The sequence below is a fragment of the Pseudomonas sp. MWU12-2319 genome (assembly GCF_023242525.1).
In the GTDB taxonomy this organism is placed as follows: domain Bacteria; phylum Pseudomonadota; class Gammaproteobacteria; order Pseudomonadales; family Pseudomonadaceae; genus Aquipseudomonas; species Aquipseudomonas gingeri_D.
Genome location: NZ_JALJES010000023.1, coordinates 26383 through 41632, shown reverse-complemented (window position 1 = coordinate 41632; position 15250 = coordinate 26383). Strand labels below are relative to the sequence as shown.

The window sequence follows — 15250 nt, the reverse complement described above, 5'->3', positions numbered from 1 at the left end:
CTACAGCTCTCTAAGGCTCTACGCATTTACCGCATCGACTTGGCCTCGTAACGTCAAGACTTCGCTGATATGCGTTCACGAGCGGCATTGCTGCATTCACTGACTTGATCGGCGATATTTCCCGTGTCCCCAACACGGCTATTGTTCGCCGATGACAATAACAAAAGGATTGGGACCGTCATGCGCCAGACCTTCACTTTATCCGCTTTGGTGGGAGCCGCCCTGTGGGCGGGTGCCCCTTTTGCCCAGGCTGCCGGCAGCCTGGTGTTCTGCTCCGAGGGCAGCCCGGCCGGGTTTGACACCGCGCAGTACACCACCGCCACCGACAACGATGCCGCCGAGCCGCTTTACAACCGGCTGGTGGAGTTCGTCAAAGGTGAGACCTCCGTCGCACCGGCGCTGGCCGAAAGTTGGGATATTTCAGCGGATGGCCTGGTGTATACCTTCCACCTGCGCCGTGGCGTGAAGTTCCACACCACCGCCTATTTCACACCGTCCCGCGACTTCAACGCCGACGACGTGGTGTTCACCTTCAACCGCATGCTCGATCCCGCGCAGCCGTTTCGCAAGGCCTACCCCACCGAGTTTCCGTACTTCAACGGGATGAGCCTGAACAAGAACATTGCCAAGGTCGAAAAGACCGGGCCGCTGACCGTGGTCATGACCCTCAATTCGGTCGATGCCGCGTTCATCCAGAATATCGCCATGAGCTTCGCCGCGATTCTTTCCGCCGAATACGCCGACCAGTTGCTCGCCGCCGGCAAACCCAGCGAGATCAACCAGAAGCCCATCGGCACCGGGCCGTACGTATTCCAGCGTTATCAGAAAGACGCGCAGATCCGCTACGTGGCCAACAAGCAGTACTGGGACCCGGACAAGGTCCAGCTCGACCAGCTGATTTTCGCCATCAACACCGACGCCTCGGTGCGGGTGCAGAAACTCAAGCGCGGTGAATGCCAGATCACCCTGCACCCGCGCCCCGCCGATGTCGACGGGCTGAAGAAAGACCCCAAGCTGCAGGTCATCCAGAAGCCCGGTTTCAACCTCGGCTATATCGCCTACAACGTGCAGCACAAACCCTTCGACCAGCTCCAGGTCCGCCAGGCGCTGGACATGGCGGTGAACAAACCGAGCATTCTCAATGCCGTCTACCAGGGCGCCGGGCAACTGGCGGTCAACGCCATGCCGCCGAGCCAGTGGTCCTACGACGAGAGCATCAAGGACGCGCCATACAATCCGGAAAAAGCCCGCCAGCTGCTCAAGGCCGCCGGCGTCAAGGAAGGCACCGAGATCACCCTCTGGGCCATGCCGGTGCAACGCCCGTACAACCCCAACGCCAAGCTGATGGCTGAAATGCTCCAGGCCGACTGGGCGAAGATCGGCCTGAAGGTGAAGATCGTCAGCTATGAATGGGGCGAGTACATCAAACGGACCAAGAATGGCGAACACGACATCAGCCTGATCGGCTGGACCGGTGACAATGGCGACCCGGACAACTGGCTCGGCACCCTCTACGGTTGCGACGCGATTGGCGGCAACAACTATTCAATGTGGTGCAACCCGCAATACGACAAGCTGATCAAACAGGCCAAGCTCATCACCGACCACGATCAACGCGTGGCGCTCTACCAACAGGCCCAGCAGTTGCTCAAGCAACAGGTGCCGATTACACCCATCGCCCATTCGACGGTCAGCCAGCCGCTGAGCACCAGAGTCGAAGGTTTCAAGGTCAGTCCCTTTGGCCGGAACACATTCTCGGGCGTCAGTATCGAACAATAAAACCGTGACCCGCGCTGTGGGGGCGAATTTCGCCCCTACGCAAACTTGCAGCCGAAATTCGGCAAAACTCTGCCAAGCAAACGATTGCGCAAGCAAATAATGTGTCCACCAAAAAAGCCGGACCAGCCTAGAAGGCCGGTATTAAAAAAAGAAAATAAGGAGCTTTAACCTTGAAACTCTCTCAAAAAGCGTTGTTGGCTTTAGCGATCAGCAGCGCCACCGTGATGGCCCACGCTGAAACCCAGAGTCAGGATTTTGTACCGACGAGCCTGAGTTCGACCAATGCCCAGGAACAGACCAAAGGCTTTTTCGAAGAGCAAAGCGTGAGCGGTCTCACCCGTAACTGGTATGCCAACGAGCAGCTCCAACGGGGTGGCAAGTTCCACTACAACGACCATGGCGTATTGATCCCTACCGACCGTCGTATCAACTGGCTGCAAGGCACCATCGTCAAGTACAACTCCGGCTTCAGCGAGGGGACCGTTGGGGTCAGCACTGAAGTGGCGGTGTATAACGTCGTCGCCCTGGAACGCGATACCGAACGCCTGGCTTCGGCCAATGGTGGCGCACCGATTCCAGGTGTCGGCGGCCTGGGCAACAACCGTACCTTGACCAAAGATGGCGGCGACGCGCAGGGCCAGTGGAGCAAGCTCGGCCTGGCCAACGTCAAGTTCCGCGTGTCGAACACCACCGTGACCGCCGGCCGGCAGAGCTACAGCACGCCGATCGTCGATGTGATGCCCAACCGCGTACTGCCCTCGAGCTTCGAAGGCGTGAGCATCCATAGCGAAGAGTTCAACAACCTGTCGTTCGACGCCGCCACCTTTGACCGGGTGTCGCCAAGAACCGAAGAGAGCCTGTCGAAATTCCGCTCCGAGTACACCAACATCGATGTCGAGACCGATCACGTCAACATGGCGGGGCTCAACTATCAGCCGTTCAAGAGCCTGAAAACCAGCCTCTACGTGTCCAACGTCGAAGACTTCTGGAACCAGTACTACTTCGGTGCCACCCATGAACTGGGCGACAGCTCGATCCTGGGCCTGACCACGGGCCTGAACTACTACAAGACCCTCGACACCGGCAAAAAGAAGATGGGTGAAATCAACAACGACGCCTACTCGCTGTCGTTCGGACTGACCCACCAGGCCCACAGCCTGACCTTCTCCTACCAGGAAATCGACGGTAACGAGTACTTCGACTACCTGCACGAAACCAACGGTATCTACCTGGCCAACTCCCTGCTGTCGGACTTCAACGGCCCGAACGAAAAATCCTTCCAGATCGCCTATGGCCTGAACATGGCCGAGTACGGCGTTCCGGGATTGAAGTTCAATGTCTACCAGGCCCACGGCTGGGGCATCGACGGGACTCACTACACCGGCACCGCTTACGATGTGAAGAACATGCATGACGAGAAGCACTACGAGCAAGGCATCGGCGCGTCCTATGTCATCCAGAGCGGCCCGCTCAAGGCGGCCTCGATCCGGGCCAACTATACGGAGCACCGAGCCACGGCCAACCAGGGCGACGGCAGCATCACCGAGTTCCGCCTGGTCACCACCATTCCATTCAACATTCTCTAACCACACCTGAACGGCCCTGGGGCCGATTCGACGAATCGGCCCCAGCGTCTAATCTGGCTCAATCGATCAAGGAGGGTTTACATGAAGATGCTTCCCCTGCGCGCCGCCATCGCGGCCGCCGTGTTCAGCGTGGCTATCGGTGTTTCCGCCAAACCCTTGGTGGTCTGTACCGAAGCCAGCCCGGAAGGTTTTGACCCGGTGCTCTACACCACCGCCGTCACCGCCGACGCCGCCGCTGAAACAATGTTCAACCGTCTGGTGGACTTCAAGCCCGGCACCACCGAGATCCAGCCGGCCCTGGCCGAAAGCTGGGAGATCAGCCCCGATGGCCTGCAATACACCTTTCACCTGAGAAAAGGCGTCAAGTTCCACACCACCGACTACTTCAAGCCGACCCGCGAGCTGAACGCCGACGACGTGGTCTGGAGCTTCCAGCGTCAACTGGACCCCAATAACCCATGGCACAAGGCGTCCACCGTCGGTTTTCCGTATTTCGAGAGCATGGACTTCCAGAACCTGCTCAAAAGCGTCGAGAAAGTCGACGACCTGACCGTGCGCTTCACCCTCAATCGTCCAGAGGCACCGTTCCTGTCCGACCTGGGCATGGCCTTCACCTCGATCCACTCCGCCGAATACGCCGACCAGTTGCTCAAGGCCGGCAAGCTCGACGAACTCAACAGCAAGCCGATCGGCACCGGCCCGTTCATCTTCCAGCGCTATGCCAAGGACGCCCAGGTCCGCTTCAAGGCCAACCCGGAGTATTTCCGTGGCAAGCCGCCGGCGGACAGCCTGATCCTGGCCATCACCGTCGACAACAACACCCGCCTGCAGAAGCTCAAGGCCAACGAGTGCCAGGTCGCCCTGTACCCCAAACCCGATGACGTGCCGAACATCAAGGCTGATCCGAACCTGAAGATCGATGAGATGGCGGCCATGGCCACCGGCTACGTGTCGATCAACACCGAACACAAGTACCTGAGCGATGTGCGGGTGCGCCAGGCCATCGAGCTGGCCCTGGACAAGCAGAACTACGTCGACACCCTGTACGGCAAGGGCAATGCCATCCCCGCAGTGAATCCCTACCCCTCGACCCTGCTGGGCTACAACAACAAGCTGAAGAACCCGGCCCAGGACCTGGACAAGGCTCGCGCCCTGCTCAAGGAAGCCGGCGTCCCCGAAGGCACGGTCTTTACCCTCTATACTCGCAACGGCGGCGGCCCGACCAACCCGAACCCGCAACTCGGCGCGCAACTGATGCAGGCCGACCTGGCCAAGGTCGGCATCAAGCTCGATATCCGCGTCATGGAGTGGGCCGAGATGCTCAAACGTGCGAAAAAAGGCGAGCACGACATGGTCTCCGCCGGCTGGAGCGGGGACAACGGCGACCCGGATAATTTCCTCAGCCCGCTATTGAGTTGCGAAGCGGCGAAAAACGGCGAAAACTACAGCCGCTGGTGCAATCCTCAGTTCCAGGCGCTGATCGACCAGGCTCGCGCCAAGACTGAACCCGCCCAACGTGCCGCACTCTATGAACAGGCCCTGGAGATCCTGCACAACCAGGTCCTGTGGGTGAACGATGCCCATCCGAAGATGTTTACCGCTATGCGCAAGAACGTAGAGGGCTACCACATGAGCCCGCTATCCACGAATAACTTCGCCACCACCCAGGTGAAGTAGAACAACAAACGCTCGTCGGTACCCGACCCCGGGTACTGATGAGCACGCCTAACCGGCTGATGAGGTACACCACACGATGTTTAGTTTTATTGCCCGCCGACTGGGGTTGCTGATCCCCACGTTCTTCGGCATCACGTTGCTGACTTTCGCGTTGATTCGCATGATCCCGGGCGATCCCGTGGAAGTCATGATGGGCGAGCGCCGGGTCGACCCGGAAATGCATGCCCAGGCGATGGAACGCCTCGGTCTTAACAAGCCGCTTTATGCCCAGTACATCGACTACGTCGGCAAGCTCGCCCACGGCGACCTCGGCGAGTCCCTGCGTACCCGCACCAGCGTGTGGACCGAGTTCACCACGCTGTTCCCCGCCACCCTGGAACTGTCCATGGCCGCCCTGCTGTTCGCCGGGGTCCTCGGACTGCTCGCCGGGGTGATTGCGGCCCTCAAGCGAGGGTCCCTGTTCGACCATGGGGTGATGGGGATCTCCCTGGCCGGCTATTCGATGCCGATCTTCTGGTGGGGCCTGATCCTCATCATGTTCTTCTCCGTGAGCCTGGGCTGGACCCCGGTGTCCGGACGCATCGACCTGCTCTACGACATCGAGCCGAGAACCGGCTTCATGCTGATCGACACCTTGCTCAGCGACCAGCCCGACGCGTTCTGGGATGCGCTGCACCATCTGATCCTGCCGGCCATCGTGCTGGGCACCATCCCGCTGGCGGTGATCGCCCGGATGACCCGCTCCTCGATGCTCGAAGTATTGCGCGAAGACTACATCCGTACCGCCCGGGCCAAGGGCCTGTCGCCGGCGCGCGTGGTGTTCGTCCATGGCCTGCGCAACGCGCTGATTCCGGTACTGACCGTGGTCGGCCTGCAAGTCGGCACCCTGCTGGCCGGCGCCGTGCTGACCGAAACCATCTTCTCCTGGCCCGGTATCGGCAAATGGCTGATCGAAGCCATCGGCGCCCGGGACTACCCCGTCGTACAAAACGGCATCCTGTTAATCGCCTGCCTGGTGATTGTGGTCAATTTCGTCGTGGACATCCTCTACGGCCTTGTCAATCCACGCATCCGCCACCAGCGCTGAGATCAAGATCATGAGTACTACTATTGCTTCGACCGCCGTCGATCAAAGCCTGCTGTACCCCTCTCCGTACAAGGAATTCTGGCAGCACTTCGCCAAGAACAAAGGCGCTGTCGCCGGCCTGCTGTTCATGTCGCTGGTGGTGTTCTGCGCGATCTTCGCCCCCTGGGTCGCCCCGCACGACCCGAGCGAACAGTTCCGCGACGCCCTGCTGACCCCGCCATCGTGGCTTGCCAGCGGCCAGATCCAGTACCTGCTGGGCACCGACGAACTGGGCCGCGACCTGCTCTCGCGGCTGATCCACGGTTCGCGCCTGTCGTTGCTGATCGGCCTGTCCTCAGTGGTGATGTCGCTGATCCCGGGCATCTTCATGGGCCTGCTGGCCGGTTTCTTCCCGCGCATCCTCGGTCCGACCATCATGCGCCTGATGGACATCATGCTGGCCCTGCCCTCGCTGCTGCTGGCCGTGGCGATTGTCGCCATCCTCGGCCCTGGCCTGATCAACACCGTGATCGCCATTGCCATCGTCTCGCTGCCGTCCTACGTGCGCCTGACCCGGGCCGCCGTCATGGGCGAACTGAACCGTGACTACGTGACCGCCGCACGCCTGGCCGGTGCCAGCCTGCCGCGCCTGATGTTCATCACCGTGCTGCCCAACTGCATGGCACCGCTGATCGTCCAGGCCACCCTGAGTTTCTCCTCGGCGATCCTCGATGCCGCCGCCCTGGGCTTCCTCGGTCTGGGCGTACAACCGCCCACCCCGGAGTGGGGCACCATGCTGGCCTCGGCCCGCGACTACATCGAGCGCGCCTGGTGGGTGGTCAGTCTGCCTGGCTTGACCATTTTGCTCAGCGTGCTGGCAATCAACCTGATGGGCGACGGCCTGCGCGATGCGCTGGACCCGAAACTCAAGAACGCCGCCTGAGGAGATTCCCATGTCACTGCTAGAAATCAAGAATCTCAACGTTCGCTTCGGCGACCAGACCGCCGTGCCGGTTGTCGACGGCCTCGACATCACGGTGGACAAAGGCGAAGTCCTGGCCATCGTTGGCGAGTCGGGCTCGGGTAAATCCGTGACCATGATGGCGCTGATGGGCCTGATCGAGCACCCTGGCATTGTCACCGCCGACGCCCTGCGCTTCGACGGCAAGGACATGCTCAAGCTCAGCGCCCGGCAACGTCGGCAAGTGGTCGGCAAGGACCTGGCGATGGTTTTCCAGGACCCGATGACCGCGCTGAACCCCAGCTACACCGTGGGCTTCCAGATCGAGGAAGTGCTGCGCCTGCACCTGAAGATGTCCGGCAAGGCGGCGCGCAAGCGTGCCATCGAGCTGCTGGAAAAAGTCGAGATCCCGGGCGCCGCCAGCCGCATGGACGCCTACCCGCACCAACTGTCCGGCGGCATGAGCCAGCGCGTCGCGATCGCCATGGCGATTGCCGGCGAACCCAAGCTGCTGATCGCCGACGAACCGACCACCGCCCTGGACGTGACCATCCAGGCGCAGATCATGGACCTGCTGCTCAGCCTGCAACAAGAGCAGAACATGGGCCTGGTGCTGATCACCCACGACCTCGCGGTCGTTGCCGAAACCGCCCAGCGGGTCTGCGTGATGTACGCCGGCCAGGCCGTGGAAGTCGGCATGGTGCCAGGCCTGTTCGATGTGCCGGCGCATCCCTACAGCGAAGCCCTGCTCAAGGCGATTCCAGAGCACAGCCTCGGGGCCGAGCGCCTGTCGACCTTGCCGGGCATCGTGCCCGGGCGTTATGACCGGCCGGTGGGTTGCCTGCTGTCGCCGCGCTGCCCCTACGTGCAGGAAAGCTGCCGGCAGCAGCGTCCGACCCTGGACCCGAAAGCCAAGAGCCTTGCCCGTTGCTTCTTCCCGCTGAACCAGGAGGTGGCGTAATGGCCGTCGTTCTCACCGCCCGCGACCTCACCCGTCACTACGAAGTCTCTCGTGGCCTGTTCAAGGGCCATGCGCTGGTGCGCGCCCTCAATGGCGTGTCGTTCGAGCTGGAAGCCGGCAAGACCCTCGCCGTGGTCGGCGAGTCGGGTTGCGGCAAATCCACCCTAGCCCGGGCCCTGACGCTGATCGAGGAGCCGTCGTCCGGCTCATTGAAAATCGCCGGGCAGGAAGTCGCCGGCGCCAACAAGGCCCAGCGCAAGCAACTGCGCAAAGACGTGCAGATGGTGTTCCAGAGCCCCTACGCGTCGCTCAACCCTCGGCAGAAGATCGGCGACCAGTTGGGTGAACCGCTGCTGATCAACACCCAGCTGTCCGCCGCCGAGCGTCGGGAAAAAGTCCAGGCGATGATGAAGCAGGTCGGCTTGCGCCCTGAACACTACCATCGCTACCCGCATATGTTCTCCGGCGGCCAGCGCCAGCGGATCGCCCTGGCGCGGGCAATGATGCTGCAACCGAAAGTGCTGGTGGCGGACGAACCGACCTCGGCGCTGGACGTCTCGATCCAGGCCCAGGTACTGAACCTGTTCATGGACCTGCAGCAGCAGTTCAACACCGCCTACGTATTCATCTCCCACAACCTGGCGGTGGTCCGTCACGTGGCCGACCAGGTGCTGGTGATGTACCTCGGTCGACCGGTGGAAATGGGCCCGAAGGAGGACATCTATGCCCGTCCCCTGCACCCGTACACCCAGGCCCTGCTCTCGGCGACGCCGGCGATCCACCCGGACCCGTTGAAGCCGAAGATCAAGATCGCCGGTGAGTTGCCCAACCCGCTCAACCCGCCGTCCGGCTGCGCCTTCCACAAGCGCTGCCCGTACGCCACCGAGCGTTGCAGCACGGAAGAGCCGGCCTTGCGCGAGCTCGATTCACGTCAGGTGGCCTGCCATTACGCGGAGCAGTTCCTCGGCTGACGGGCAACAAAAAAGCGCTCTCCTGAATAAGCGAGAGCGCTGAAAACGGTAGTACGGCCTCTTTCGTCGAGCGCGTTATTCGCTGGGCGCAAGGGGCTTTTTCATTCGTGCGACTCAGCTATCGGTGTCACCGTCTTCATCGCTGTCGCCTTGATCATCCTGATCCGGGGCTTTCTTTTCCGTGTCATCGGCGTAAAGCGCGTGCACCGCGGATTTCGAAGGAGAAACCGCTCCATGATCCGACACCGCATTACTGGCCCAGGCACTTGAAGCCCCCACCATCAACAGCACCAGCACCTTGATCAGCAGCACGCTGCGTTGAAAAATTTTCATCGTCGCTTCCGTCCCTCTGTGGATAGATCACCAGCACCTTGCAGCCGACTTCAAGAAGCCAACGGCAACTTGTCTGAACCTAGACCCGTTGAACGGACTTTTCCATACTGGCTAGATGAAAACTGCTGGCTGGCGATAGAATCATTCTGAATTACAATTAGACTCAAAAAGAATATAGATCTTTTTGATTACCCCTCTCGGCGCTGCCTAAGCTCGATTTTTTTGCAACGCCCATAATAAAAAACCCGCGGCCTGGGCAGCGGGTTTTTCAAAGGTGCGACAAATACCGCCGCGAGCAACGCCTTAGTGGTGTTCGCGCGTCGCGCGGAATTTCACGTCCGGCCAGCGCTCTTCCATCAGCGCCAGGTTGACCCGGGTCGGCGCCAGGTAGGTCAGGTGACCGCCGCCGTCCAACGCGAGGTTTTCCACGGCCTTGACCCGAAGCTCGTCGAGCTTCTTCTTGTCGCTGCAATCAATCCAGCGCGCGGACCACACGGTGATCGGCTCATAGGAGCACTCGACCTTGTATTCCTCTTTCAAGCGGCTGGCGACCACATCGAACTGCAGCACACCGACGGCGCCGAGGATGATGTCGTTGCTGCGCTCGGGGAAGAACACCTGGGTCGCGCCCTCTTCCGCCAACTGCTGCAAACCCTGGCGCAGTTGCTTGGACTTGAGCGGGTCACGCAGGCGCACGCGACGGAACAGTTCCGGGGCGAAGTGCGGGATACCGGTAAAGCCCAGGGCCTCGCCTTCGGTAAAGGTATCGCCGATCTGGATGGTGCCGTGGTTGTGCAAGCCGATGATGTCGCCGGCATAGGCCTCTTCCAACTGCTCGCGCTCGGAGGAGAAGAAGGTCAGCGCATCACCGATCCGCACATCCTTGCCAGTCCGCACATGGCGCATTTTCATGCCCTTGTCGTACTTGCCTGAACAGATGCGCATAAAGGCGATCCGGTCGCGGTGCTTGGGGTCCATGTTCGCCTGGATCTTGAACACGAAACCGGCGAACTTCTCTTCCACCGGCTCCACGGTGCGTTCGTTGGCGACTCGAGCCAGAGGCATCGGCGCCCAATCAACGACGGCGTCCAGCACATGGTCAACACCGAAGTTGCCCAGGGCGGTGCCGAAGAACACCGGGGTCAGCTGACCGTCGAGGAACTCCTGCTGGTTGAACTCGTGGCAGGCGCCCTGCACCAGCTCCAACTGGTCGACAAAACGGTCGTACTCGTCACCCAGGTGGGCACGGGCTTCGTCGGAGTCGAGCTTCTCGATGATTTTCACATCGGTGCGTTCATGCCCGTGACCGGCGGTGTAGACAATGATGTAGTCGTCGGCCAGGTGGTACACGCCCTTGAAGTCGCGGTAGCAACCGATCGGCCAGGTGATCGGCGCGGCCTTGATTTTCAGGACGGCTTCGATCTCGTCGAGCAGTTCGATCGGATCACGGATATCCCGGTCGAGCTTGTTGATAAAGCTGACGATGGGCGTGTCCCGCAGACGGCAGACGTCCATCAGGGCGATGGTCCGTGGCTCGACGCCCTTACCGCCATCGAGGACCATCAGCGCCGAGTCGACCGCGGTCAGGGTGCGGTAGGTGTCTTCGGAGAAGTCTTCGTGGCCCGGGGTGTCGAGCAGGTTGATCATGTGATCGCGATACGGGAACTGCATGACCGACGTGGTAATCGAGATACCCCGTTGTTTTTCCATTTCCATCCAGTCGGAGGTGGCATGGCGGTCGGATTTACGGGATTTCACCGTGCCGGCCACCGCGATCGCCTTGCCCATCAGCAGGAGCTTCTCGGTGATGGTGGTTTTACCGGCATCGGGGTGGGAAATAATGGCGAAAGTGCGGCGTTTCGCGACTTCGGCGGCCTGGTGGGTCATGGGAAATCGCCTGGCAGGTGAGTCAAAAAAGGGCGGCGAGTATAGCGCAAACCGAGGCCCACGGACCACCGCTCACCCGTTTGCAGTGACTTCAAGGGTGGCTAAATACCGCCAACTATGGAACCTTTTAAAAGGTGGAGGCGTCCACTCCCCTGCTACCTGAATCGTACCGGGGCTGAAATACCTGCAAGTCAGCCTGACGAGGCTGCGCTTATGGCTCGACCGCCTGCCGCTTTGCCGGCAGTGACGAGCTGCATTTCGCGAACATATTCGCCGACAGCCAGGAATGGCATTGCCGCTCGGGAATGTGCTCGCCGACTGAAATAAAGGAGTCCGCCTGTGGCTATTCGCTATGGCAAAGGGCTGATAGGAGGAGCGGTTGTCGTCGCTCTCCTGGCCCTGCTGATCCACTGGATTGGCATCAACACGATCGAACTGTACCGCGACGATTTGTTGTTTTACCTGCAAGCTCACCTGATCCTGGTTCTTGTCTCCATGCTTGCCGCCCTGATCGTAGGGATTCCCGCCGGTATCCTGCTGAGCCGACCGAGCATGGTCGGGCGCGCGGAACGCTTCATGCAGATCTTCAATATCGGTAACACAGTCCCGCCCCTGGCCGTACTGGCCATCGCCCTCGGCGTGCTGGGCATCGGCAGCGGCCCGGCGATCTTTGCCCTGTTCCTCGCCTCCCTGCTGCCCATCGTGCGCAACACCTACGAAGGCCTGAAAAACGTCCAGGGTTCCCTGAAAGAAGCCGCTGTCGGCATCGGCATGACCCCGCGCCAGGTGCTCTTGCAGGTGGAACTGCCCAACGCCGTGCCGATCATCATCGGCGGTGTACGGGTGGCCCTGGCGATCAACGTCGGTACCGCGCCCCTGGCGTTCCTGATCGGCGCCAACAGCCTGGGCAGCCTGATCTTCCCCGGCATCGCCCTGAACAATCAGCCGCAACTGCTGCTCGGCGCCGCCTGTACCGCGCTGCTGGCCTTGCTGCTCGACGGCCTGGTGACCATGACCAGCCGCCTCTGGCTGGAACGCGGGTTGCGCCCGTCTTAAGGCTCGGCAAAGGAATCAACATGAAAAGACTGACTGCAATACTGGTCTGCGTCCTGCTGTGCGCAGGAATCGTACAAGCCGCTGAAAAACCGCTGATCCGCATCGGCGCCCGGGTCTTCACCGAACAGACCCTGCTGGCGGAAATCACCGCCCAGTACCTGCGCACCAAGGGCTACAACCCCCAGGTGACCGGCGGCCTGGGCAGCAACCTGGCGCGTAGCGCCCAGGAAAGCGGGCAACTGGACCTGATCTGGGAATACACCGGCGTGTCGCTGGTGGCCTACAACCATGTCGACGAAAAACTCGACAGCGAACAGTCCTACGTAAGGGTCAAGGAGCTCGACGCGAAAAAAGGCCTGGTCTGGCTGGCGCCGTCAAAGTTCAGTAACACCTACGCCCTGGCCCTGCCGGAGAACGTGGCCAAGCAATACCCGCGGATCAACAGCATCAGCGACCTGACCCAGGCCCTGGCCGAAGACAGCCAGGAAAACCGCCTGGTGGCCCTGGACACCGAGTTCGCCAACCGTTCCGACGGCATGGCCGGCATGGTCAAGCTGTACCAGATGAACCTGACCCGCAAGAACACCCGGCAGATGGACGCCGGCCTGGTCTACACGGCGCTACGCAACGGCCAGGTATTTGCCGGCCTGGTCTACACCACCGACGGTCGCCTCAACGCCTTCAAATTGAAGCTGCTGGAAGACGACAAGCATTACTTCCCGGACTACACCGCCGCACCGGTGGTGCGCCAGGTCTATCTCGACGCCCATCCGCAACTGGCCGCCGATCTCAAGCCACTGGCGGCGCTGTTCGACAACGACACCATGCGCCAGTTGAATGCGCGGGTCGATGTCGACCATGAAAGCCCGTCCGCCGTGGCCGCCGATTTCCTGCGCCAACATCCGATCAACTGAGGAGAAGACATGGAATTTCTCAACGCCTTTTCCCATCTCGACTGGACACAGGTCCTGCATCTGACCTGGCAGCACATCACCCTGGTGGGCATCGCCGTGATTCTCGCGATTGTCGTCGGCGTCCCCCTGGGCGTGCTGATGACCCGCTTCCCCACCCTGGCCGGGCCACTGCAGGCCAGCGCCACCGTGCTACTGACCGTGCCGTCCATCGCCCTGTTCGGCCTGCTGCTGCCGTTCTACTCCAAATTCGGCCAGGGCCTGGGACCGCTGCCGGCGATCACCGCCGTGTTTCTCTATTCCCTGCTGCCGATCATGCGCAACACCTACCTGGCCCTGACAGGTGTCGAGCCGGGTATCCGCGAAGCCGCGCGGGGCATCGGCATGACCTTCGGCCAGCGCCTGCGCATGGTCGAGCTGCCCATCGCGGTGCCGGTGATCCTCGCCGGTGTCCGCACCGCCGTGGTGATGAACATCGGTGTCATGACCATCGCCGCCACCATCGGTGCCGGTGGCCTGGGGGTACTGATTCTGGCCGCCATCAGCCGCAGTGACATGTCGATGCTGATCGTCGGTGCCGTCCTGGTCAGCCTCCTGGCCATCGCCGCCGACCTGCTCCTGCAATGGCTGCAACGCACGCTGACTCCAAAAGGACTGCTCAAATGATCGAACTTCAAAACCTGACCAAGACCTTTCAAAGCAACGGCAAGACCATCACCGCCGTTGATTCCGTGAGCCTGACCGTCAACGAAGGCGAGATCTGTGTATTCCTCGGCCCTTCGGGTTGCGGCAAGAGCACCACGCTGAAGATGATCAACCGCCTGATCAAGCCCACCTCGGGCAAGATCCTGATCAACGGCGAAGACACCACCGACCTCGACGAGGTGACCCTGCGGCGCAATATCGGTTATGTGATCCAGCAGATCGGCCTGTTCCCCAACATGACCATCGAGGAAAACATCGTGGTGGTGCCGAAACTGCTGGGCTGGGACAAGCAGAAATGCCACGACCGCGCCCGCGAGTTGATGAGCATGATCAAGTTGGAGCCCAAGCAGTACCTGCATCGCTACCCGCGTGAGTTGTCCGGTGGACAGCAACAGCGGATCGGCGTGATCCGCGCCCTGGCGGCCGATGCGCCATTGCTGCTGATGGATGAACCGTTCGGCGCGGTCGACCCGATCAACCGCGAGATGATCCAGAACGAGTTCTTCGAGATGCAGCGGGCGCTGAACAAGACCGTGATCATGGTCAGCCACGATATCGACGAAGCCATCAAGCTGGGTGACAAGATCGCCATCTTCCGCGCCGGCAAGCTGTTGCAGATCGACCACCCGGACACCCTGCTGGCCCACCCGGCCGACGATTTCGTCAGCAGTTTTGTCGGCCAGGACAGCACCCTCAAGCGCCTGCTGCTGGTGAAGGCCGAAGACGCGGCGGACAACGCGCCCTCGGTAAGCCCGGAGACTCCGGTGGCCGATGCCCTGGAACTGATGGACGAACATGACCGTCGCTATGTGGTGGTCACCGATGCTGGGAACAAGGCGCTGGGTTATGTGCGACGTCGCGACCTGCACCGTCAGACCGGGACCTGCGCGCAGTTCCTGCGCGAGTTCAATGCCACGGCGGCCTACGACGAGCACCTGCGCATCCTGTTGTCGCGGATGTACGAGTTCAATCGTTCGTGGCTGCCGGTGATGGACGCCGAGCGGGTGTTCCTTGGCGAAGTGACCCAGGAGTCGATTGCCGCCTACCTGAGTTCCGGGCGCTCGCGCGGGGCCAAGACCAGTATCGTCTCGCCTGCTGAAATGGCCATGGCCTGAGACCATCGGTCAGTGATCGGGAACATCAGACTGTCATCCGGGTCGGTTAAATAGGTGACTGATCCGGGCTACGCGACGGGTGCGTGTAAAAACGCGACATTTTTAGTTGATCTCAAGCCCCTCAAGTCCTAAAGTTCGCGCCGAACGTCCATGCTGGAAACGATCCATCCGGCTCAAGTACTGACGACGAGACAGCAAGGCCAAGGGAAGCGGTTGTTCCCATGGCCTTTTTGCTTTCGGCG

The 15250-nt window shown here is 61.1% G+C and carries 13 protein-coding genes; 11 read left to right on the top strand and 2 right to left on the bottom strand.

The window, feature by feature from the left end; genetic code table 11:
- The first annotated feature begins 180 nt into the window (after positions 1-180).
- The 7 genes from M5C01_RS28350 (at position 181) to M5C01_RS28320 (ending at position 9001) form a co-directional block, all read left to right on the top strand.
- Complete coding sequence (locus M5C01_RS28350; RefSeq protein WP_152741212.1) at positions 181-1779, top strand: ABC transporter substrate-binding protein; 1599 nt, start codon at positions 181-183, stop codon at positions 1777-1779.
- A gap of 170 nt (positions 1780-1949) precedes the next feature.
- Entirely contained in the window at positions 1950-3365 is a 1416-nt protein-coding gene (locus M5C01_RS28345; protein ID WP_152741213.1) for an OprD family porin, read from the top strand.
- An 81-nt stretch (positions 3366-3446) separates the two neighbouring features.
- Complete coding sequence (locus M5C01_RS28340; RefSeq protein WP_152741214.1) at positions 3447-5042, top strand: ABC transporter substrate-binding protein; 1596 nt, start codon at positions 3447-3449, stop codon at positions 5040-5042.
- A 76-nt stretch (positions 5043-5118) separates the two neighbouring features.
- Positions 5119-6129 carry an ABC transporter permease subunit gene (locus M5C01_RS28335; RefSeq protein ID WP_100941231.1) on the top strand — a complete coding sequence of 337 codons (1011 nt, stop codon included), beginning with the start codon at positions 5119-5121 and terminating at the stop codon, positions 6127-6129.
- A gap of 10 nt (positions 6130-6139) precedes the next feature.
- A complete protein-coding gene (locus M5C01_RS28330; RefSeq protein ID WP_103494718.1) occupies positions 6140-7051 on the top strand; it encodes an ABC transporter permease subunit in 912 nt (303 codons plus the stop codon).
- Between the two features lie 10 nt (positions 7052-7061).
- Complete coding sequence (locus M5C01_RS28325; protein WP_103494717.1) at positions 7062-8030, top strand: ABC transporter ATP-binding protein; 969 nt, start codon at positions 7062-7064, stop codon at positions 8028-8030.
- Positions 8030-9001: a peptide ABC transporter ATP-binding protein gene (locus M5C01_RS28320; protein ID WP_103494716.1), complete on the top strand. Its 972-nt coding sequence runs from the start codon at positions 8030-8032 to the stop codon at positions 8999-9001. The genes M5C01_RS28325 and M5C01_RS28320 overlap by 1 nt, the downstream gene beginning before the upstream one ends.
- A gap of 114 nt (positions 9002-9115) precedes the next feature.
- Here the strand turns inward: M5C01_RS28320 and M5C01_RS28315 are convergent, their stop codons facing one another.
- Together M5C01_RS28315 and M5C01_RS28310 are read right to left on the bottom strand one after the other, a co-directional pair.
- Complete coding sequence (locus tag M5C01_RS28315; RefSeq protein ID WP_152741215.1) at positions 9116-9334, bottom strand: hypothetical protein; 219 nt, start codon at positions 9332-9334, stop codon at positions 9116-9118.
- A gap of 303 nt (positions 9335-9637) precedes the next feature.
- Positions 9638-11221 carry a peptide chain release factor 3 gene (locus M5C01_RS28310; protein ID WP_100941225.1) on the bottom strand — a complete coding sequence of 528 codons (1584 nt, stop codon included), beginning with the start codon at positions 11219-11221 and terminating at the stop codon, positions 9638-9640.
- 339 nt (positions 11222-11560) lie between these two features.
- On the opposite strand from M5C01_RS28310, the gene M5C01_RS28305 reads away from it, so the two are divergent.
- The 4 genes from M5C01_RS28305 to M5C01_RS28290 are packed head-to-tail and all read left to right on the top strand — an operon-like array spanning position 11561 to position 15008.
- Positions 11561-12277 carry an ABC transporter permease gene (locus tag M5C01_RS28305; RefSeq protein WP_178129961.1) on the top strand — a complete coding sequence of 239 codons (717 nt, stop codon included), beginning with the start codon at positions 11561-11563 and terminating at the stop codon, positions 12275-12277.
- Between the two features lie 20 nt (positions 12278-12297).
- Positions 12298-13191 carry a glycine betaine ABC transporter substrate-binding protein gene (locus M5C01_RS28300; protein ID WP_152741216.1) on the top strand — a complete coding sequence of 298 codons (894 nt, stop codon included), beginning with the start codon at positions 12298-12300 and terminating at the stop codon, positions 13189-13191.
- A gap of 9 nt (positions 13192-13200) precedes the next feature.
- The gene (locus tag M5C01_RS28295; RefSeq protein WP_152741217.1) at positions 13201-13854 is read left to right on the top strand and encodes an ABC transporter permease; all 654 of its coding nucleotides are present in this window, start codon (positions 13201-13203) and stop codon (positions 13852-13854) included.
- The gene (locus M5C01_RS28290; protein ID WP_152741218.1) at positions 13851-15008 is read left to right on the top strand and encodes a betaine/proline/choline family ABC transporter ATP-binding protein; all 1158 of its coding nucleotides are present in this window, start codon (positions 13851-13853) and stop codon (positions 15006-15008) included. The genes M5C01_RS28295 and M5C01_RS28290 overlap by 4 nt, the downstream gene beginning before the upstream one ends.
- The last annotated feature ends 242 nt before the right edge of the window (positions 15009-15250 follow it).

What these genes read in the sequence shown, in the direction of transcription:
- M5C01_RS28330 (WP_103494718.1), top strand. Translation starts at nt 6,140, where the DNA reads ATGAGTACTACTATTGCTTCGACCGCCGTCGATCAAAGCCTGCTGTAC.
- M5C01_RS28310 (WP_100941225.1), bottom strand. Translation starts at nt 11,221, where the DNA reads ATGACCCACCAGGCCGCCGAAGTCGCGAAACGCCGCACTTTCGCCATT.
- M5C01_RS28290 (WP_152741218.1), top strand. Translation starts at nt 13,851, where the DNA reads ATGATCGAACTTCAAAACCTGACCAAGACCTTTCAAAGCAACGGCAAG.
- M5C01_RS28335 (WP_100941231.1), top strand. Translation starts at nt 5,119, where the DNA reads ATGTTTAGTTTTATTGCCCGCCGACTGGGGTTGCTGATCCCCACGTTC.
- M5C01_RS28340 (WP_152741214.1), top strand. Translation starts at nt 3,447, where the DNA reads ATGAAGATGCTTCCCCTGCGCGCCGCCATCGCGGCCGCCGTGTTCAGC.
- M5C01_RS28325 (WP_103494717.1), top strand. Translation starts at nt 7,062, where the DNA reads ATGTCACTGCTAGAAATCAAGAATCTCAACGTTCGCTTCGGCGACCAG.
- M5C01_RS28295 (WP_152741217.1), top strand. Translation starts at nt 13,201, where the DNA reads ATGGAATTTCTCAACGCCTTTTCCCATCTCGACTGGACACAGGTCCTG.
- M5C01_RS28350 (WP_152741212.1), top strand. Translation starts at nt 181, where the DNA reads ATGCGCCAGACCTTCACTTTATCCGCTTTGGTGGGAGCCGCCCTGTGG.
- M5C01_RS28300 (WP_152741216.1), top strand. Translation starts at nt 12,298, where the DNA reads ATGAAAAGACTGACTGCAATACTGGTCTGCGTCCTGCTGTGCGCAGGA.
- M5C01_RS28320 (WP_103494716.1), top strand. Translation starts at nt 8,030, where the DNA reads ATGGCCGTCGTTCTCACCGCCCGCGACCTCACCCGTCACTACGAAGTC.
- M5C01_RS28315 (WP_152741215.1), bottom strand. Translation starts at nt 9,334, where the DNA reads ATGAAAATTTTTCAACGCAGCGTGCTGCTGATCAAGGTGCTGGTGCTG.